Source organism: Spirosoma pomorum (assembly GCF_054776615.1).
The window spans coordinates 1,287,207-1,304,864 of sequence record NZ_BAAHBP010000001.1; the positions used below are offsets into that span (position 1 = coordinate 1,287,207).

At 41.1% G+C, this 17,658-nt stretch carries 14 protein-coding genes; all 14 read right to left on the reverse strand.

The annotated features are described in order from the left end of the window. Positions 1 to 18: 18 nt before the first annotated feature. Complete coding sequence (locus tag ACYVAD_RS05335) at positions 19 to 570, reverse strand: 3-coathanger stack domain-containing protein (protein WP_461138417.1); 552 nt, start codon at positions 568 to 570, stop codon at positions 19 to 21. 23 nt (positions 571 to 593) lie between these two features. After that, positions 594 to 1,733, reverse strand: a complete 1,140-nt coding sequence (locus ACYVAD_RS05340) for a glycosyltransferase (RefSeq protein WP_461138418.1) — start codon at positions 1,731 to 1,733, stop codon at positions 594 to 596. 41 nt (positions 1,734 to 1,774) lie between these two features. Beyond that, complete coding sequence (locus ACYVAD_RS05345) at positions 1,775 to 2,866, reverse strand: glycosyltransferase family 4 protein (protein WP_461138419.1); 1,092 nt, start codon at positions 2,864 to 2,866, stop codon at positions 1,775 to 1,777. A 35-nt stretch (positions 2,867 to 2,901) separates the two neighbouring features. Next, complete coding sequence (locus ACYVAD_RS05350) at positions 2,902 to 4,041, reverse strand: hypothetical protein (RefSeq protein WP_461138420.1); 1,140 nt, start codon at positions 4,039 to 4,041, stop codon at positions 2,902 to 2,904. A gap of 8 nt (positions 4,042 to 4,049) precedes the next feature. Beyond that, on the reverse strand, positions 4,050 to 5,081 hold the full coding sequence (locus ACYVAD_RS05355; protein ID WP_461138421.1) for a glycosyltransferase family 2 protein: 1,032 nt from the start codon (positions 5,079 to 5,081) through the stop codon (positions 4,050 to 4,052). A gap of 87 nt (positions 5,082 to 5,168) precedes the next feature. Continuing rightward, the gene (locus ACYVAD_RS05360) at positions 5,169 to 7,073 is read right to left on the reverse strand and encodes a beta strand repeat-containing protein (RefSeq protein WP_461138422.1); all 1,905 of its coding nucleotides are present in this window, start codon (positions 7,071 to 7,073) and stop codon (positions 5,169 to 5,171) included. A gap of 139 nt (positions 7,074 to 7,212) precedes the next feature. Further along, a complete protein-coding gene (locus tag ACYVAD_RS05365) occupies positions 7,213 to 8,679 on the reverse strand; it encodes a TMF family protein (protein ID WP_461138423.1) in 1,467 nt (488 codons plus the stop codon). A 366-nt stretch (positions 8,680 to 9,045) separates the two neighbouring features. Continuing rightward, positions 9,046 to 9,894, reverse strand: a complete 849-nt coding sequence (locus tag ACYVAD_RS05370; RefSeq protein ID WP_461138424.1) for a glycosyltransferase — start codon at positions 9,892 to 9,894, stop codon at positions 9,046 to 9,048. A gap of 24 nt (positions 9,895 to 9,918) precedes the next feature. Beyond that, positions 9,919 to 10,710, reverse strand: a complete 792-nt coding sequence (locus ACYVAD_RS05375) for a glycosyltransferase (protein ID WP_461138425.1) — start codon at positions 10,708 to 10,710, stop codon at positions 9,919 to 9,921. 13 nt (positions 10,711 to 10,723) lie between these two features. After that, complete coding sequence (locus tag ACYVAD_RS05380) at positions 10,724 to 11,446, reverse strand: hypothetical protein (protein WP_461138426.1); 723 nt, start codon at positions 11,444 to 11,446, stop codon at positions 10,724 to 10,726. A 24-nt stretch (positions 11,447 to 11,470) separates the two neighbouring features. After that, entirely contained in the window at positions 11,471 to 12,802 is a 1,332-nt protein-coding gene (locus tag ACYVAD_RS05385) for a lipopolysaccharide biosynthesis protein (protein ID WP_461138427.1), read from the reverse strand. Positions 12,803 to 13,125: 323 nt separating this feature from the next. Beyond that, positions 13,126 to 14,073 carry a GDP-mannose 4,6-dehydratase gene (locus ACYVAD_RS05390; RefSeq protein WP_461138428.1) on the reverse strand — a complete coding sequence of 316 codons (948 nt, stop codon included), beginning with the start codon at positions 14,071 to 14,073 and terminating at the stop codon, positions 13,126 to 13,128. Between the two features lie 11 nt (positions 14,074 to 14,084). Then, positions 14,085 to 15,149, reverse strand: a complete 1,065-nt coding sequence (locus ACYVAD_RS05395; protein ID WP_461138429.1) for a GNVR domain-containing protein — start codon at positions 15,147 to 15,149, stop codon at positions 14,085 to 14,087. Positions 15,150 to 15,165: 16 nt separating this feature from the next. Beyond that, a complete protein-coding gene (locus tag ACYVAD_RS05400; protein WP_461138430.1) occupies positions 15,166 to 17,607 on the reverse strand; it encodes an SLBB domain-containing protein in 2,442 nt (813 codons plus the stop codon). Positions 17,608 to 17,658: the final 51 nt, after the last annotated feature.

The window sequence follows — 17,658 nt, forward strand, 5'->3', positions numbered from 1 at the left end:
CTGTGTAATAGCTGTAGCTTACTTTTTCACCAAACGGCCAGCGGCTTTTTGTTGATTTGCTTCAACTACAGGAAAGTATACTCCTGTTCCAGCATTTTCAGGCTTCCAATCAATTGTGTGTTTGCCAGCTTCTTGGTTTTCGCCTTGTACCAGATGCCCGACAATTCGCCCCTGGGAGTCAACGATGTTCAGGTTTACTTTCCCTGCGGATGGCAGGTAATATTCTATTGTTGTTGACTGGTCAAACGGATTAGGATAAGCAGCTAGTTGTAGAGGTGTTTCCTGTTTACGGTTGACAGCTTTGATATTGGCAGCAAACGTACTTCCTGATTCTGCGCTAAAGCCTGGCAACAAAGTTACTGACTGGCCTGCCTGATATTCGACACTAGCACTCTTTTTGACAACGTTGACGGCCTCAATAGTTTCGGTTGCTTGCTCCAGATATCGACCGGCTTTTTCGTATTTCACTTGGATACGTAAGAACTGCTGAGTTGTCTGAGCCGTCGCAACCACAGATGCTAAGCTCGCAATAGTACCTACAGTGAGAATTTTCAAGTATTTGTTTGTCATAAGGGATGGCTGTTTATGTCTTGCTAAACTACAATACGATTCTTAAAATCTGCATATTTTGTTTGAACAAACTGCTGAATTTGCTCAATAAATATTTTTTCATCAAAAGCGTCAGCGTGCCGTCGAATAAACGACGGATCGAACATATCTTCTACTTTCTCAAAATCTTTTACCGCTTTAACTAAACTTTCAACCGTTTGTTCGCCAAAAAAAACAGCTGTAGCGCTTGCAGGATCATCAGTCACAGGAATTTGGGTGGCTAATACACCACCAGTCCCGTAAGCAATAACGGGTCGTCCTGCCGCGTTTGCCTCCAGTGGAGTTATTCCGTAATCTTCGTGCTGCGGGAAGATAAAAGCACGGCAATTGGCGTACAAATCTGCTAATTCTTGAGCGGATAGCCCACTCAGGAACGTAACGTTTCCTTTAGCCTTAGCTTTTATCTCGTCTGCCTGTAACCCTTTTCCAACTACGACGAGCGGATAGCCAAGTTCGTTAAATGCATCAATAGCTAAATCAACTTTCTTATAATACTCTAAACGAGAGACAATAAGAAAGTACTCTTTGGGCTGCTTTGATACGTAAAAATTATTTACACTAACCGGGGGTTTAATAATTCGAATTGGCTCTTTTATCTGATAGGCATCATATAACCGCTGTGCCGTCTCTTCAGTCATACCAACATAAAAGTTAGGTCGCTGCGCAAACTTAAAGTCTACGTCACGTAGGTATCCAAGCACCTTGTCAAACACAAATCGTTTCATTGATCCAGCTTCTGCGTACTGCGCATACGATTCCGGATTCCAAGCTAAACGAAATGGAGTAAAGCTATAACTAATTACTAACGCATCTTGACGCACCTTCACGTACTTAGCACAGTGTGTCCCCGACATCAAAACAACATCAAAGTCGGTCAAATCATGAGATTGCATCGCTTGAACTCCTAACGGAAAGAAGAGTTGCTTCATTCTGTCATCCGTTTTTGCGATCTTCTGTAACCATGTCGTGCGAATATCAGCTTCTTTAAATTCTGGAAAGGTAAGATCTGGCTGATAACATTGTGTGTATATCGGAGCCTCAGGAAAAGCTTTATGAAAACAAAGGGCAACCTGCTCACCACCTGCTCGGCACATTAAACCGTCTTGAACTAAGGCAATTTTCACGTGTATCCTAATACTGTTAGATGCTATAAAAGAGTCTGAACTTATTGAACAGACTGAATTGCTTCAACAAACTGCTTTCCAGAATCCTCCCATTTATACCTATTTACTTGGGCAAAGCCTTTCTCGATCAGTTTTTTACGTAGGATGCTGTCGGTTAATACATCTTCTATTCCTTTCGCAATCGCTTCTGGCCTTGTCGGATCAACATACAAAGCGCTATCTCCACATACTTCGGGTATACTGGCTCGGTTAGACGCAACAACAGGACATCCGCAAGCCATGGCTTCAAGAGGAGGAAATCCAAACCCTTCGTACAATGATGGGAAAACGAACAGCGAAGCCATATTATAGATCACAGGTAGATGCTCGGCTTCCACGTATCCTGAAAACTTTATCCGTTCAGACAGCTTTTCGTTATTCTCAATTCGTTTGAACAATTCCTTATCGCCATTAATGAATCCTTCTTTTTTACCAGCTATTAGCAAATTGATATTAGTGTACCTACTGATCATCAATGAAAAAGCGTCAACCAAGGTCTGAAGATTTTTATTAGGCTTTACGTTCCCGACGAATAAAATGTAGTCTTCTGGTAAGTTATATTTTGCCTTTACCTCTTTTTTTAATTCTATATTTTGGCTCTGCTTAAACTCTTCTGTATCCAAGCCCAGCAATACAGTCTTAATTTTTGCCTTATCGACTCCTGTCAACTGACTAATTTCTTTAGCAGAATAGTCTGATATTGTTACAATTTTGTCGGACAACCTAACGGCAGCATTTGTAACAATTTTTGCATACATTTTTTGCTTAAATGGTAGCGTGTTAGCATGAGCTAGATGAAATACATCAGGAATTGTAACCACTCTTTTCTTCGCTTTGAGGGGCAACAGTGGAATGTTATAATGGGGAGACCAAAACACATCACAAGCTGGAACAAGACTTGGAACTGTTAACTGCTCTTTTATCGAGTATATTGGGAAATCAGCTTCTACGACTCCGTAATTATCATACGAACCAAAATATTTCTCTATTAAATCTGGTCTACCGATAAGAGTTGTATAGTCGAATACCTTCTCCTTAAGAATATATTTAATGTATTCACGAATATATACACCAATACCAGAGTTATGTATCATTCTTACGTCAGCACAAAAATGCATACTACTATTAATTAGAATCGAACGCCTTTAATATATAATACTAAGAAAAGAAATGCCAAAAAGTTTATTGGAAACATGTATAGGAAAGGCAGAAATAAACTCGATACGAAAAACAATAAATACATCAATCTCTGAAGACTTTTTTCGTCAAAAAGAAAGAATTTTAAAAACAAAAAAACAAAAACACCAGTAACAGGTAGTGAGATAGGAAAGTAATTCACGTTGAAGCTCAAAAGCCATGTTTCGTGAAATTGAATTGGCTGAAGCAGCGGTAAAAGTTTGAAGCCGAGATCAATGGTGGCATGCTGTTCGATCGACTCTCGTTTCGCTTCGTAGACGCTTGTGAGCAAATCAGCGTTTAATACTGCGACAAAGACAACGAACACGCATAAGCTAGCAAAAATAGCTATACGTAGTATTCTATTTCTGTTAGTATTGATAAAATAGTAGGCAGCAAATGTTATTAATAAGATATAGCTTGTTAATGACACAGTCAATAATACGTTGATAATATGGGCGCCAGACAACGTATACTGCTTGTTTGTAACAGAAATACCCAACAACAAAACACTGATGATTCCAAATGTATTTGGATCATCCCATAATCCACCAAATCGAAGTAATACACCTCTGTAAGCATGAAACGGTAGAATATCCAGAACGAAGTAATTAAAAATAACAAGAAAATTTGTTAGTATTATAATATACTGGCACTGATTTAACGAAGACTTTATGGTATCACCTAGTCCAGCCAGACTCTCTTTTGTCAAGAATATAATTGGAAGTACGCTAATAGCAAATATAGAATATTCAAACTCGTCAGTAGAAATAGTCTTATAGAAAACGCTTGACCATATGTTTACAAGAACTATTATAAATATTATGGAGTAGAAAAAGACAGCTAATAATGGTATTTTTGCAGAGAATTTACTTCTGGAATAAATAGCAGCCAGTAACATTGCAACCAAGACAAACTTTCCGGCCTGCCAAATTAATGGCGTTTGTTGATACCCTTCTTTTGGATAAGCGCCGTGACTATATTTAAAAATGTACCTGTGAAAGTTGTATATAATGCAGCAGTATATTAAAATATGCCATAGTATCTTCTTTGAAAGAACTAACCTCGGTATTGTAATAGCTTTTACGACCATATTTAGGACTATTTTTTGAAAGTACTATTTAGCAGTCTTCTTCTTGAACTAAACATTATTTTCAACAACATTATAATTCGATTGTATTGATTACGCTTAATTCGATTGAAAATTGTTAAAATTAAGCTTACACGAACTGATAGTGATACTAGTATAGTATAATATTTATCTGTAAAAAGTATCTTACTTCTGGCAAAATAATAGTCAGAAAATCGACTACTTCCTGTAAGTTGACCTGCACCAATAGTAGCTCCTTCTTTGTGATAAACAACCGCATTTTTAGCAATGCCAATTCTGAATCCCGCTTGCTTTGCTCGTTCAGCCCAATCCTGTTCCTCAAAATAAAGAAAGTACTCTTCGTTCAATAAGCCAACTTTTCTTAGAAAATGTACACTCACTAGTGTACAAGCACCAATTATTAAGTCAGGCTTTATGTCTATATTTGTAAACTGACCACTTTCTATCTCACCATTTCCAATTTGCTGACTGTATCCCAACCATTTGTTATAGTAAGCTCCCCCAAAACACTGGATTCTTTTAGGATCGTGGTAGTACATTACTCTACCTCCCACTAAGCCAATATTTTGCTGCGCTCTACTTCGCATTTCAGCAACCAGAAATCTAAGACTTTCTGGATCAACAACAGTGTCGTTGTTAAGAATCCAAACAAACGATGTATCACCAGCATCTAACGCATACGTAATACCGACGTTATTACCTCCGGCGTAGCCAAAGTTCTTTTTCGTTTGTATTAGCGTTATGTACGGGGGCTTATCTCTACTTGATGGGCTTACAAAAACGGTAGTGGATTTTGACCGTAAATCCTGATTGGTCTGAGATAGCTTAGATGTATCGACTATAAAGTTGTTCTTTATCAGCCAAGTCTCTATATTGATTAGAGAATCATCGTTTGAGCAATTATCAACTACAACTATTTGAAAATCAATATAATTAAGCAGTAGTAAACTTTCAATACACTCTACTGTATCCTTCCAACCATTATAATTGAGTACTATGATATAAACTTTAGAGGAAAGCACAGCTAGCTAAGAGATCGTCTAATTGTCGATACATGAAGTACAAAAATACATCATTCGCTGCTGGTTATGCTTTCCTCTGGTAAATTGTTATTTAACCGCTCTTCGCAGACTTGTCTTAGACGCGTTCTTTTGAATGCTTGTTTTGTTGGCTACACCTTGTTTTTCTAGAGTGTTTATTCTGCTCTGTAATTGAATGACATGCAGTGTCAGCTCCTCGATCTTCTCCAGCAACTTGGCCTGCATCTGACCCACGTCCACACCCTCGCTCACCACATCCGACGCCGATGGAACACCCGGCAGGTGCTTGTGCGAACGAACATACCGGTCAACCTCGCTCAAGCTCCACAGCCGGTAGCCCGACTCGAAGACCTTGTCCGACCAGTCGTCGGTGCTCTTCACCGCCACCTTCACCTTCTCGGTCAGGATTCCCTCCGAAACGTACAGCCGGTAGCCAGCCGGGAAGCGGCTCACCCCCGGGCCGATCACCACGCTGCCCTCGTTGAGGTTGCGCAGTTGGCCCCCCGCTAGACTCCATTGGCCCTCCGACTCAGCCGACTGACGGGCTGAGCTGTTGCTACTGACCAGGATGACGTTACCACTGCCGTCCACCGAGAGGAACTTGTTCTGGTTGGTGGCGCTGGCGCTGGTGGTGATGGGCAGGTTTTCCAGGCGTAATCCGGACTGGCCTGCTGTGCCGCTGGCGACGTGGAGCCGGGCGGTGGGGGCCGAGGTACCCACCCCCACGTTAGCCTGGTTGCCCAGCACCACAGCGTTCGATACACTCACCACGGCATTATTACCGATCGCCGTAGCATTCGTTAGCCCACCGTTTCCTGCATCAGCCCGGAACCCGATAAACGTGTTATTAAATCCACCATTATTACCCCGACCAGACTCGAAACCTAAGGCGATATTATTGTTCCCGTTTACTCCTGGACCGTTTCCCGAATTAGCCCCAACATATACGTTGAATCCACCGCTTGTGTTAAACTGCCCCGCATTATCACCCAAGAAGTAATTTCCAGATCCACTTATGTTATTAACGCCAGAATTTGTACCAAAGAAATAGTTACTATTTCCAGTACTATTGTTCAATCCAGCTTGTACACCAATAAAGGAATTAAATTGCCCTGTTGTGTTTTGTTCCCCCGCTTTGAAGCCGACGAATGTGTTATTTGATCCAGTATTTTTAAATCCTGCGTTACCGCCAATGAACGTGTTCTGAGTACCCGTTGTATTAGACCAACCAGCAAAGGAGCCAACCAGTGTGTTATAAGCTCCTGAGTTTGTACTGTTACCAGCGCTATATCCTAGAAAGGTATTGTTGGATGAGTTATTGTTGGCCCCTGCAAATGAGCCCAGAAATGCGTTCTGCGTACCTGTTTGGTTGAATGTACCAGCAGAATGGCCTATAAATGTATTGTGGGGTCCTGTTGTATTACGATTCCCTGCATAACCTCCCAAAAACGTATTGTATGATGCAGTTGTGTTTAGCACCCCTGCCTCAATGCCGAAAAAAGCATTGAAGCTTCCAGTTGTGTTGTCTACGCCCGCTGCCGCCCCAAAAAATGTGTTTCGTGAGCCGGTTGTGTTGTCCTGCCCAGCACTAATCCCAAAAAAGGCGTTAGCACTTCCCGTCGTGTTTCTCGTTCCAGCTCCTCTCCCAACAAATGTATTTTCGTAACCCGTTGAGTTATTAAAGCCAGAAAATGCCCCAATGAACGTATTACTGTAACCTGTATTATTTCCCACTCCTGCCCCTATGCCTATAAAGCTATTATTGGAGCCGTTAGAGAGAGAGGAACCTGCGCTTTTGCCAATAGCAACGTTTCCAGAACCACTCATCGATCCATTGCCAGCCTGAACGCCAACTAATACGTTATCTGTACCAGGTGATGCCTGAGCGTTACCCACTACGACATTGTTCTGTGCCTGACAAAACGAAATTGTCAAATAGCTACATAAAGCAAGATGTAAGTATATTTTTTTCATAAAAAAGGTTAAATAAGTAAACATTCGATATATCAAGATAAATACTTTTTATGCGATGCTTTTGTTTTACTGATAAAAAAAACCTTACGGAATATTCCGTAAGGTTTTTTTTATCAGCTCGAAAGTTTTTTTATGTTTGTTACTTAGCTATTCTACGCAACTGCTTTTGTATTCTAATCTGTTTTTGTTCCAACAGCTGATTTTTCTGCTGCATTTTCTTGTTGTTCTTCTCTAATTGAATGACATGCAGTGTCAGCTCCTCGATCTTCTCCAGCAACTTGGCCTGCATCTGACCCACGTCCACACCCTCGCTCACCACATCCGACGCCGATGGAACACCCGGCAGGTGCTTGTGCGAACGAACATACCGGTCAACCTCGCTCAAGCTCCACAGCCGGTAGCCCGACTCGAAGACCTTGTCCGACCAGTCGTCGGTGCTCTTCACCGCCACCTTCACCTTCTCGGTCAGGATCCCCTCCGAAACGTACAGCCGGTAGCCAGCCGGGAAGCGGCTCACCCCCGGGCCGATCACCACGCTGCCCTCATTGAGGTTGCGCAGTTGCCCCCCCGCTAGGCTCCATTGGCCCTCCGACTCAGCCGACTGACGGGCCGAGCTGTTGCTACTGACCAGGATGACGTTACCACTGCCGTCCACCGAGAGGAACTTGTTCTGGTTGGTGGCGCTGGCGCTGGTGGTGATGGGCAGGTTTTCCAGGCGTAATCCGGACTGGCCTGCTGTGCCGCTGGCGACGTGGAGCCGGGCGGTGGGGGCCGAGGTACCCACCCCCACGTTAGCCTGGTTGCCCAGCACCACAGCGTTCGATACACTCACCACGGCGTTTGCCCCAACAGCGGTAGCGTTACTTAAATCGCCAGAACCAGAGTTTGCTCTAAATCCAATAAATGTATTTGTTTGACCATTCACAAGAGAATTACCTGCCTCGAATCCAATCACGGTGTTGTTCACACCGTTGACGTTACCAGCTCCAGCATTAGATCCTAAAAATACGTTGAAGCCCCCACCGAGGTTTGCAGCCCCTGCGTTGTTACCAACAAAGAAATTAGCAGAACCTGACGTATTTCTAACACCTGCATTAACCCCCAGAAAAAAATTAGCTTCTCCCGTGGTATTACTTAAGCCAGCCTGAACGCCAATAAATGTATTGAACTGTCCAGTAGAGTTATTGCGTCCTGCTGAGAACCCAACAAACGTATTGGCAGAAGAACTAGCGTTATTCAAACCTGAGTTAGCCCCTAAAAAGGTATTTTGACTACCAGAGGAGTTTGTTGAGCCCGCCAAGGAACCGAGAAAGACATTACCTGCTGCTGTTGTGTTAGCACCACCAGCGTCAGCTCCAACGAATGTATTGTCCGTACCAGCACTATTACTGTAACCAGCTCCCGAACCTAGAAACACATTATGATGTCCAGAAGTATTAAAATATCCAGCGCGATAACCACTAAAGACGTTATTGTATCCAGTTGAGTTGGTATATCCAGACCCGTTCCCCACGAAAAGATTATTATTTCCACTGATGTTGTTACTACCAGCCTCATAACCGAAAAAGCTGTTGTAACTCCCCGATGAGTTCAATCGGCCAGCCATTGCTCCTACAAAGGAATTCTGTGCCCCAGCCATGTTTTGAACTCCAGCGCCCCGTCCTAAGATAAGGTTTCCATTGCCGGACATATTTGTGTTTCCTGCACCAACCCCTATTAGCGTATTGTCTGAGCCGCCAGCAGGTGTAGATGTCGGTGTAGTGATACTTATGTTCGTTGTAGAAGTCTGCGCTGTGGCCAGCTGGCTACTAATAGCTAAACAGCAAATACATCCACCAATTAGTAACTGTTTTTTCATATAAATAAGACTCTGAGATATGTCCTGCTCTTTAAAACGGGCAAAAGTTACTATATTTCCTGCGGAATAGAAAGAAGAAAGAAGAAAAATATACGTATCAGATACACTTCGGCACTATGACGCTGCTTTCCCCAACTTATTAGTAAAGTAATCGTAACAACCGTTGTACACAGATTTCAAATAGCTTATTTTATTCTTCTCTAAAAATAAAATTTTAAAGACGTCTCGTACTAATTCATAATAAACAGCACCAACAAATGACACCGGCAGGGAAGAATAATATTGGTTTATCACGTATTGACTGTTCCTAAATTTATAATATATCCTAGTGGGACTATGCGATCTCCATGAGACATTAATTAACCCTAGAAATTTCTTGTTCTTAAGAATTCCTAAGCGATGTTCTAATCTAACAGAACTATTTATCAAAATTCTGTATCCATATTTACGCATTCTAAAGCTATATTCATGATCAACCCAATCAATAAACAGTTCATCTAAGAAAGGTCCAGCGTCTTTGTAAGCCGTTAAGTTAAGCAGGCTTCCTGAAGTAATAACAGTTAAAGCTTCATGTACATCGCTTTTCATTGAAGAGCTATCCGACTGAGCAGCCACAATCCCTATTTTTTCATCGATACTGATTGTGAAGTAAAGAGATGCTATGAGACCAGTTGGAGCTTTAGAATCGTCATCTAGCATCAACAAGTAACTGTATCCTTCTTGAATTGCTTTATTAGCGGCAACATTGAGGGCAGAAGCAATTCCCATATTCCCTCCGTTACTTATATATTTAACTTTAATATATTTATTAAGAATTTGCCTTATGAGATTCTCATCATAAATTTCGGAATTGTCTATTAGATATAATACTTCTAAGTCTTTGATATAGGTATCGATGTTGTCCAATAAGCTAAACTCTGAATTATAAACTGTTACCATACCAGCTACTTTCGAAACTGCCATAACTGTATACTTATATAGCTTGATTTAAGAAATCTGTTTCTTAAGTTTGAACCAAACTTGTAACTTATCTTTTAAATGAATAAGGCCATACTTGTGTCTGACTATCCACACTTCTTGCCGTAGTTTTCCATAAAAAATAACCCATAATCTTACTATCCCTCTAAATAAGGTCTTGTTAACTTGCAGCATCTCATCCGACCCTAGGCGAATGCGTTTATTACTAACTCCTTCATCAGAAAAATTACAGATAACGGTATCAATACGCGTATGTTTTACGCCTTTAATTGCTAGACTCATATTAAACTTATAATCTGCGACTATTTTAAGAGATTCATCATACGATTGATCTTTAAATAGGTTATTATCATAAAACATACCTTGGTGATGAACGAAGTATTGTAATAGATGGGGTTTTCCTAACTTAGGATTGAATAATACACTTTTACTTCTATATAATACATTCCCTACAAAGACTTGAGAATCGGTATGAGCGTTAATATATCCCGCCACACTTTGTAGTGTGAAGGGGTTATATAGCTTATCATCACATCCCATGAAATATAACCACTTTCCGCTGGATAAGCCGATACCCTTATTCAAGCCACCATATAAACTTATACCTGGCGTAATGTCTAGTACTAGATTGTTCAGATTAAAATTCTCTATGACATTTACAGTTAAATCGGTACTACCACCATCCACAATTACAATTTCAAAATCATCAAAGACCTGTTCTTTCATACTTTGAATACATTCTGCTATTGTTCCCTCTCCATTTAGAACTGTTATAATTATAGAAATAAGAGGCCTCCTCATACGTATTTAAAACTTAGTACTCTAAATTTAGTAGCCAGTTAGTAATTTTAACTATTATATTCCCTTTTATTACTTTCAAAAATCCATTCTTATAAACAATATTACCAGTACCTGATATTCCTTCACAGATTGGCGCCACGTTTGGCAACGACCATTTTTTTCCGTCAGCCATAGCTCTCAAAACAGAACTAGCTAGAACATGTTCAAAAAATACTCCTTCTTTTTCATTTATTTTTTTTGATGAAGGTTTCAAGTAGTCTAAGTAGAAGGATTTATTGGCTACGAAGAATCTAGAGTCAGCGAACTTTAATCCATATTTAAACCAACCTATCACGTATAGCTGCTCTCGTACAAAAAAATTTATTATTGGCATGGCGTTTCTTACATACTGTCTTCCGCTAGATTTAGCAACAACAAGTGTTTCACCAATAATCTTTGAATTATTAAAGGCATACTCTATTATTTCAGACTCGCCATGACTTTTACCAAGCGAGCTAACTTGCGTATCAAATTTTATGTATTCACAATCGCTCCTACCCGTAAACAAGGCAGCAATTCTCTCCGACGGATAGTTACTGTTCTCAACAAATACCACTGGATAATTTAATTGCATCCATTGTTCGATAGCATAGAAATAATCGTTCTCCCGATCTGTTGGATCAGTCCTCAGCAAGTCAGGTACATTCGAAGGGGCAATCGTTCCTGTCAGTAAAATACAAATTCGATCTTTATTCATAAACCTCCCATGCGTGCTTGAAAATTAAAACATCTTTCTTCTCTTCATTATATATATACAAGGAACTATGTACAGGATAAACATTGGTATAGTTGTACTCCAAAAAGCTCCTAACATCCCAAACTGCTTAACGAAGTAAAACTTAGAAGTAAGAGTTAAAACAACTGCAATCGTGTAGATAGCGGCTTTTATTCTTATAAAATTAGTAGATAACATGATGTAAGACAGTATACTCCCTAGACTTGAATAGAGCAAAATGTAACCTGAAGCAGCTAGCAGTGTTTTATCATTCAAAATATTACCTTCACCTACCCATATGGATAAAATGAAATTACCTAGCACATATATCAGAAGCGAACTTACAGTAGCAAAAGCCAGAGTCAAATAGATCACTTTCTTTGTAGATCTTTTAATCCAGTCAGTGTCACCACTAACTAGAGCTTCGTTTATAGCAGGAGTAAGATAAGGAGCTATTGCTTCTAGTGGAATTAAGAAAAGCGCAGTAAGCTTGAACGCAATATTAAACGAAGCGACTTCTTCAGGGCCAAAGAAAAATATCAGGAAATAGTTATTAGACATGAAAACTAACAGTCCCAACATTTGCACTAGAAAGAACAATGAACTTTCTGTCACAATAGCCTTGATAACTGAAACTCTTACTTTAGTGATAGATGGAATTAGGTTTTTCTTTTTGTATACGAATTCATAGAAAAAATTCAGTAATACAAAGACTGAATTTGTACCATACAGAAACAAAATAATTTCGGGAGTCGATGGATTTGCTTTATAGTATAGTAATATCAATAATACTCCAGTAAAGTTACCTAAGGCGATCCATAAGTTGGTATAGTAGCCCTCCTGTAACCCTATTTGAAGTTTTTGAACAACGGAAAAAGGTATAACGATAAGTAAACATAAAGTATATATCAATACTGAATCCAAAGACTCATTTATAGCAGTAGCAGACGAAAGGTTCAACGAGCTTCCCCAATCAATGGTTCGTAATAGCGGTAACGAGACGCACAGAATAATGATGGAAACAAATAGAAGAAAGTAAAACGTACTTGAAACGGCCTCTTGCAATGAGTTATCTTTTTTCTTTACGAGCTCAGGTATTTTACTTTGCAGACCAAATCCAAGACCAAAATCAGCAAAACTTATTAATGCAGATACTGACGTAATGGCAACCATCATGCCATACCTCTCTTTACCTATTGAGTTAAGAATTAGTGGTAAAGTTATAACAGAAGCAAAAATGTTAACGCCTTTGGTAAATAGACTACTGACTATAGTAGATAAAAATTTCCTTTCTCTGTTATTAACACGTTTACCTATATTTATACTTAATAATTTCACAATAAGAGAATATAAGGCACGAAAACTTTACTATTTAAATTTCAGAAAAGAAAAACACAAATATTATAGTTCTTCAAAAGAATACACATTATAAAAGATAATCTTTGTATTAAACGGCCTAAACTATTTATATAAGTACAAAATTATTTTATGGTTTATATTCATTCTCATGGCGTTAAACATACATGAATTAGATTATATAAATAAAAGTACTTTCCCTTCTGTGTTTAATCAGCATGTATCCTATGTACCACACGTCCTGGTTAAATACATTAAAGATTTTTTTAAGTGAACTATTTTGGACTACCTTATTCAAACTGTTCTCATTCTCCTTCTACCATCAGTCGAGCTACGTCTTCCATTTTGTGTTGAGCGCTCCAGCCTAGCTTTTGACGCGCTTTTTCTGGGTTAGCGTGTCCTTCCGCAATATCAGTGGGCCGGAAAAAGGATTCGTCAGTACGAACGTATTGTTCCCAATCAAGATTCAGTGATTCGAAGACAATTCGAATGAAATCCCTCAACTTTGTCGTATGCCCGGTAGCTATTACGTAATCATCAGCCTCTTTCTGCTGTAGCATCAACCACATTGCTTCAACGTAATCAGGTGCCCAGCCCCAATCACGAGCAATATCGATATTCCCTAGTGTGAGCATTTCATTGCTACCCTTGGCTATCCGTTTCGCAGTCGCTACAATTTTTTGGGTAACAAAGCGCTCGGGCCGCAATGGCGATTCGTGGTTAAACAAAATGCCTGTGCTAGCGTGAAGCTGATAAGCCTCTCTGTAATTGGCGACCTGCCAAAAGGCAGCGGCCTTCGCTACACCATAAGGGCTGCGTGGTCGAAATGGCGTCATTTCGTCAGCGGCTGCACTCCCTGTATCACCAAAGCATTCGCTAGATCCTGCGTTGTAAAAGCGAATAGGAAGATTACTGAATCGAATTGCTTCTAACAAATTTAGTGTTCCTACACTAACGCTTTCAAGTGTTTCTACTGGCTGTTCGAACGATAGACCTACTGAACTTTGTCCGGCCAAATTATATACTTCATCAGGTTTTATTTTGAGCAGGTTTTGTAATACGCTTCGAAAATCGTTAATGCTGATCGAAACGATTTGTACCTCTTTTTCGATTCCTAGTCGGGCTAAACTTCGTTTTGACGCCATTTGAGCATCTCTAGAGCCACCGAATACTGTGTAGCCTTGTGATAATAATAGTTTAGCTAGGTACGCACCGTCTTGACCTGAAACTCCACATATCAATGCTTTCTTCATAACGACAGTTTTCAGCGAGTAACTCGCTTAATTAGAAATGTAGTTAACCCTACGATCACCCCAAAGAAGGCAAAGCCAATTATAAGAATAGTTCGCTTTGGACCGCTTTTGTGCGAAGGTACGCGTGCCGGCTCTAGAACTTGGAATACAGGTTGCTCCTCTTGCACCTTAATTCGAGCTTGTTCGAGCTGTCTCGATAAGTTTGTATAAATTTCTTGAGCCAGTTGGTAATCAGCCTGTAACCGCTGTTCCTCTATTTTGGCTGTATTAAGGAACAAGCTGCGATTTTTGTCTCTGTAGTTGTAGAGCGCAAATTCCGCTGCTTCGTACTTACGCCGGGCTTCGTTTGTCTGTTTTGCTAAAAAATCTACCTGTTGCCGAGCCTTCCCCGTTCTATAGTCCGATACGTACTTTGATAAATAGTCAAGTGTTTTGCTAGCAATAGTAGCCGCTACTTTTGGATCATTCATTTTCGCCGAGAGCGTAATGATTCCATTCTTTTTGTCAATATCTACACTGATCCGTTTATCTAACTCGTCACTCAAATTTTCTTGTTCTTCTGTCAATTCAACAGCGGTACTGGTAGTCGTTTTAACCTTCCTATTAGATTTTTCCTTTTCTACATCGCTCGAACTACCAAAAAGCCCGCCACCAGACTCACTAAGCATATATGACTGTAGAGAGCTTCCCGTTGATTTATCAACTGTAGAGACGGGTTGACGAAGAAGGTAAATAGCAAAAGGAGTACTTTGAAGCACATCTGGGTAAAGGTCAGGCCGAATTATTTCATTATTCCCGGCATTATCCAGATTAACACCAGCCAGACCTGCCAGCGAACGTAACTCCCCTAAATTTCCGCCTGCTGTCGCGCTTTTCAACTCCGGCATAACGCGTACTGATGCAGTATATTCGTTACGTAATGACAAGGCATATATAACTCCTATAGTAATGCATATTGCAGTTGAAATCAGCACCGTTTTAACACTATCTTTCAAAAATTGAATGATATCACTCAAGCTGATCTCTATTTCGCCATCGGCTGCCTGACGTTTTAAATGCTGCTCTGTGGTTGACATAAGTAGCTTATATATTTTAACGAAGCAGGATATTTACAAGCGCAATTGACACTGTTGATAACAGCGAGAAGATACCAATCCTTTCAGCTGCGGAAAGTCGGTTTGTATCCAGCGGCTTAAAGGGAACCACAATTGTTGATCCAGGCTCTACTCTGGGTCGCGAATCGTTAAACAACGAGTGGCGATCGAGGAAAGGACGAGTCCGGTCTTTACGACCATTAGGGTATATGATATAAGCTTTGCTTTTGCGGGCATTATCTGTAAACCCACCAGCTTCACTTATGTAGTCGTCGAACTCATAGCCAGCTTTATAGCTCACTGATGAAGGATTCAAAACACCTCCTTCGATGGTAATTACTTCAGAACGACGTGGGATAAATAGTGTATCTCCATCACTCAGTAAAAGATTCTCTTCGGAGTTTGTATTGGTCAGTATTCGCCGGAAATCGTTTCCAATAACTTCGCCGTTTCTGAGGAGTTGTGCTCCGGGTAGATAAGCACTAGGTAATAGCCCCCCTGCTCGTTCTATTACGTTGGTAATTCGTTCATCTCGGCTGGAAATAGCATAATTCCCCGGATGTCTTATTTCACCATATATGTTTACCTGCCGCTGTTCTTCGTAGTTCGTTGATCGGCGTACGTAGACAATGTCGAAAGGCTGTAACTCAAACGTAGCGCTATCCGGCAGACCGGAATTAGGATCATTAAATTGAGTAATTCTCAAATCACGATCAATCGAAAACTTATAAAGTTTTAGACGAGCCGTCTCGAAACCAACTGAATCTTCCCGAACGCGTCGAGCTACTTCAATTCGGGTTGGGGTAGCCCCTTGCTGGAAGCCACCTGCCCGTACGATCAGATCGGCGACGCTCATATTCTTGGCGAACTCTATTGTATCCGGTTTGTTGACGGCCCCCTCAATCGTTACGTAATATTCTTCACGAAGATCTTTAATAGATAATATGGTGAGACTATCCTGCCGCATGAGCGGAATATCACCAATTATCCCTTTCATCAGTTTTCCAAGATCAAAGGATATGTTTTCTTTATCCATATCGGCACGCTCTCGAATGATGATAGCTCGGTTCATGAATGCATCTTGGCGTAGCCCATCAGCCCGTTGAATCAATTGGCGTACCGTTTCCAAACCGGGTTCGAACGCATAATCTCCTGGACGCATGACCGCACCCGCAATCTGAATGCGATTCTCGTATCGTTCCAATATTTTCCCCACTTTGTATTTATCGCCGGTTTGGGGATTAAACGTAGCCAGTTGTTCTTCCGAAATAGTTATAATTCGTCGTTCACGACTGGTATTCCGCCGTAGTGTAATACTAGCTCTGTACGCATCATCAGAGAAACCGCCGGCAAAGTTTAGGACTGTTTGAAGCTTTTCACCTGGCAAAACCTCGAAGATAGCTGGCCGACGAACTTCACCGTCTATTTCTATATGACTTACGTAATCGGCAACCCGGATAACATCCTGGTCCTGTAGGCGAATGTTATTCCGCTGGTCAGCACGAAGAATATAGTCGTACAAATCAAGTGTTCGAATCACCCGATTTCCGCGGATAATATTGATTTTTCGGAACGAACCCGTTTCCGGATTGGGCCCCCCCGCCAGATAGAGCGCGTTGAAAGCCGACCCGAGCGATGAAATGGTGTAGGTCCCTGGTCGCACAACTTCCCCGACCAGAGTTACCTGAATACTACGAATATTAGTTAGAGCAATGTTTGCATCGATACCGCTACCGGGAACGCCCAATCCTTGATAACCTGCCCGACGAAGGCGCGCTATAATCCGCTGTTCCGCTTGCTCTATAGTCAGGCCTGCTACGTAGATTGGTGGTACATTAGGCGCTTTGACTGTCCCCTCAGGAGATACTTTTAGTTGAAAATTCTCCGATGCCGCTCCAGAAATGTCAATACTAATCTCGTCATCGGGACCGACAACATAACTACGCGGTGTTGCAATTCGGAGGTTTGGCTCAAATGACAGATTGGCATTCTCAAATAGAGAAGCGCCAAATACCTTTAAACGCTTGGTTGTATCTTTCTCTAATAGCAATAAAGAATCTTGATACTGCTGAGAAAAACGTCTACGTGACAGATCGTTAGGTAGTCTACGGCCGCTGCTAGTATCAGCGTATGATTGACTGCGCTGACGCTGGGTTTGGGAGCGAATTTCATTAATCCGACGACGCATTTTGGCTACATCACTGATCGTGTAGCCCTGCGACATTGCCGCCTGCTCTATCTGTTCTTCGCTTAATCCGCTACTTTGCGCCCGACGATAAAACTCCAGCACTTGTTCATCACTCAATTGGTCGACCCGTGAAGGTGTACCATTCTGCTGAGAAATCGCTTGATGGCTACCTCCCAAAATGCACAGAATAAAGGCAATAGAAAAAAAGCAGCAACGATAAATAGAAGGTGACAATTTGTCGTTAGTACGCATGAATGATGGCTATTGGGCCAAAAATTGATCCGCAAAGGTAACTGATTGTAC

Coding starts and splice junctions, on each gene's coding strand:
- ACYVAD_RS05335 (WP_461138417.1), bottom strand. CDS start 570: ATGACAAACAAATACTTGAAAATTCTCACTGTAGGTACTATTGCGAGC.
- ACYVAD_RS05345 (WP_461138419.1), bottom strand. CDS start 2,866: ATGATACATAACTCTGGTATTGGTGTATATATTCGTGAATACATTAAA.
- ACYVAD_RS05350 (WP_461138420.1), bottom strand. CDS start 4,041: ATGGTCGTAAAAGCTATTACAATACCGAGGTTAGTTCTTTCAAAGAAG.
- ACYVAD_RS05360 (WP_461138422.1), bottom strand. CDS start 7,073: ATGAAAAAAATATACTTACATCTTGCTTTATGTAGCTATTTGACAATT.
- ACYVAD_RS05365 (WP_461138423.1), bottom strand. CDS start 8,679: ATGGCTGGCCGATTGAACTCATCGGGGAGTTACAACAGCTTTTTCGGT.
- ACYVAD_RS05370 (WP_461138424.1), bottom strand. CDS start 9,894: ATGGCAGTTTCGAAAGTAGCTGGTATGGTAACAGTTTATAATTCAGAG.
- ACYVAD_RS05375 (WP_461138425.1), bottom strand. CDS start 10,710: ATGAGGAGGCCTCTTATTTCTATAATTATAACAGTTCTAAATGGAGAG.
- ACYVAD_RS05380 (WP_461138426.1), bottom strand. CDS start 11,446: ATGAATAAAGATCGAATTTGTATTTTACTGACAGGAACGATTGCCCCT.
- ACYVAD_RS05390 (WP_461138428.1), bottom strand. CDS start 14,073: ATGAAGAAAGCATTGATATGTGGAGTTTCAGGTCAAGACGGTGCGTAC.
- ACYVAD_RS05395 (WP_461138429.1), bottom strand. CDS start 15,149: ATGTCAACCACAGAGCAGCATTTAAAACGTCAGGCAGCCGATGGCGAA.
- ACYVAD_RS05400 (WP_461138430.1), bottom strand. CDS start 17,607: ATGCGTACTAACGACAAATTGTCACCTTCTATTTATCGTTGCTGCTTT.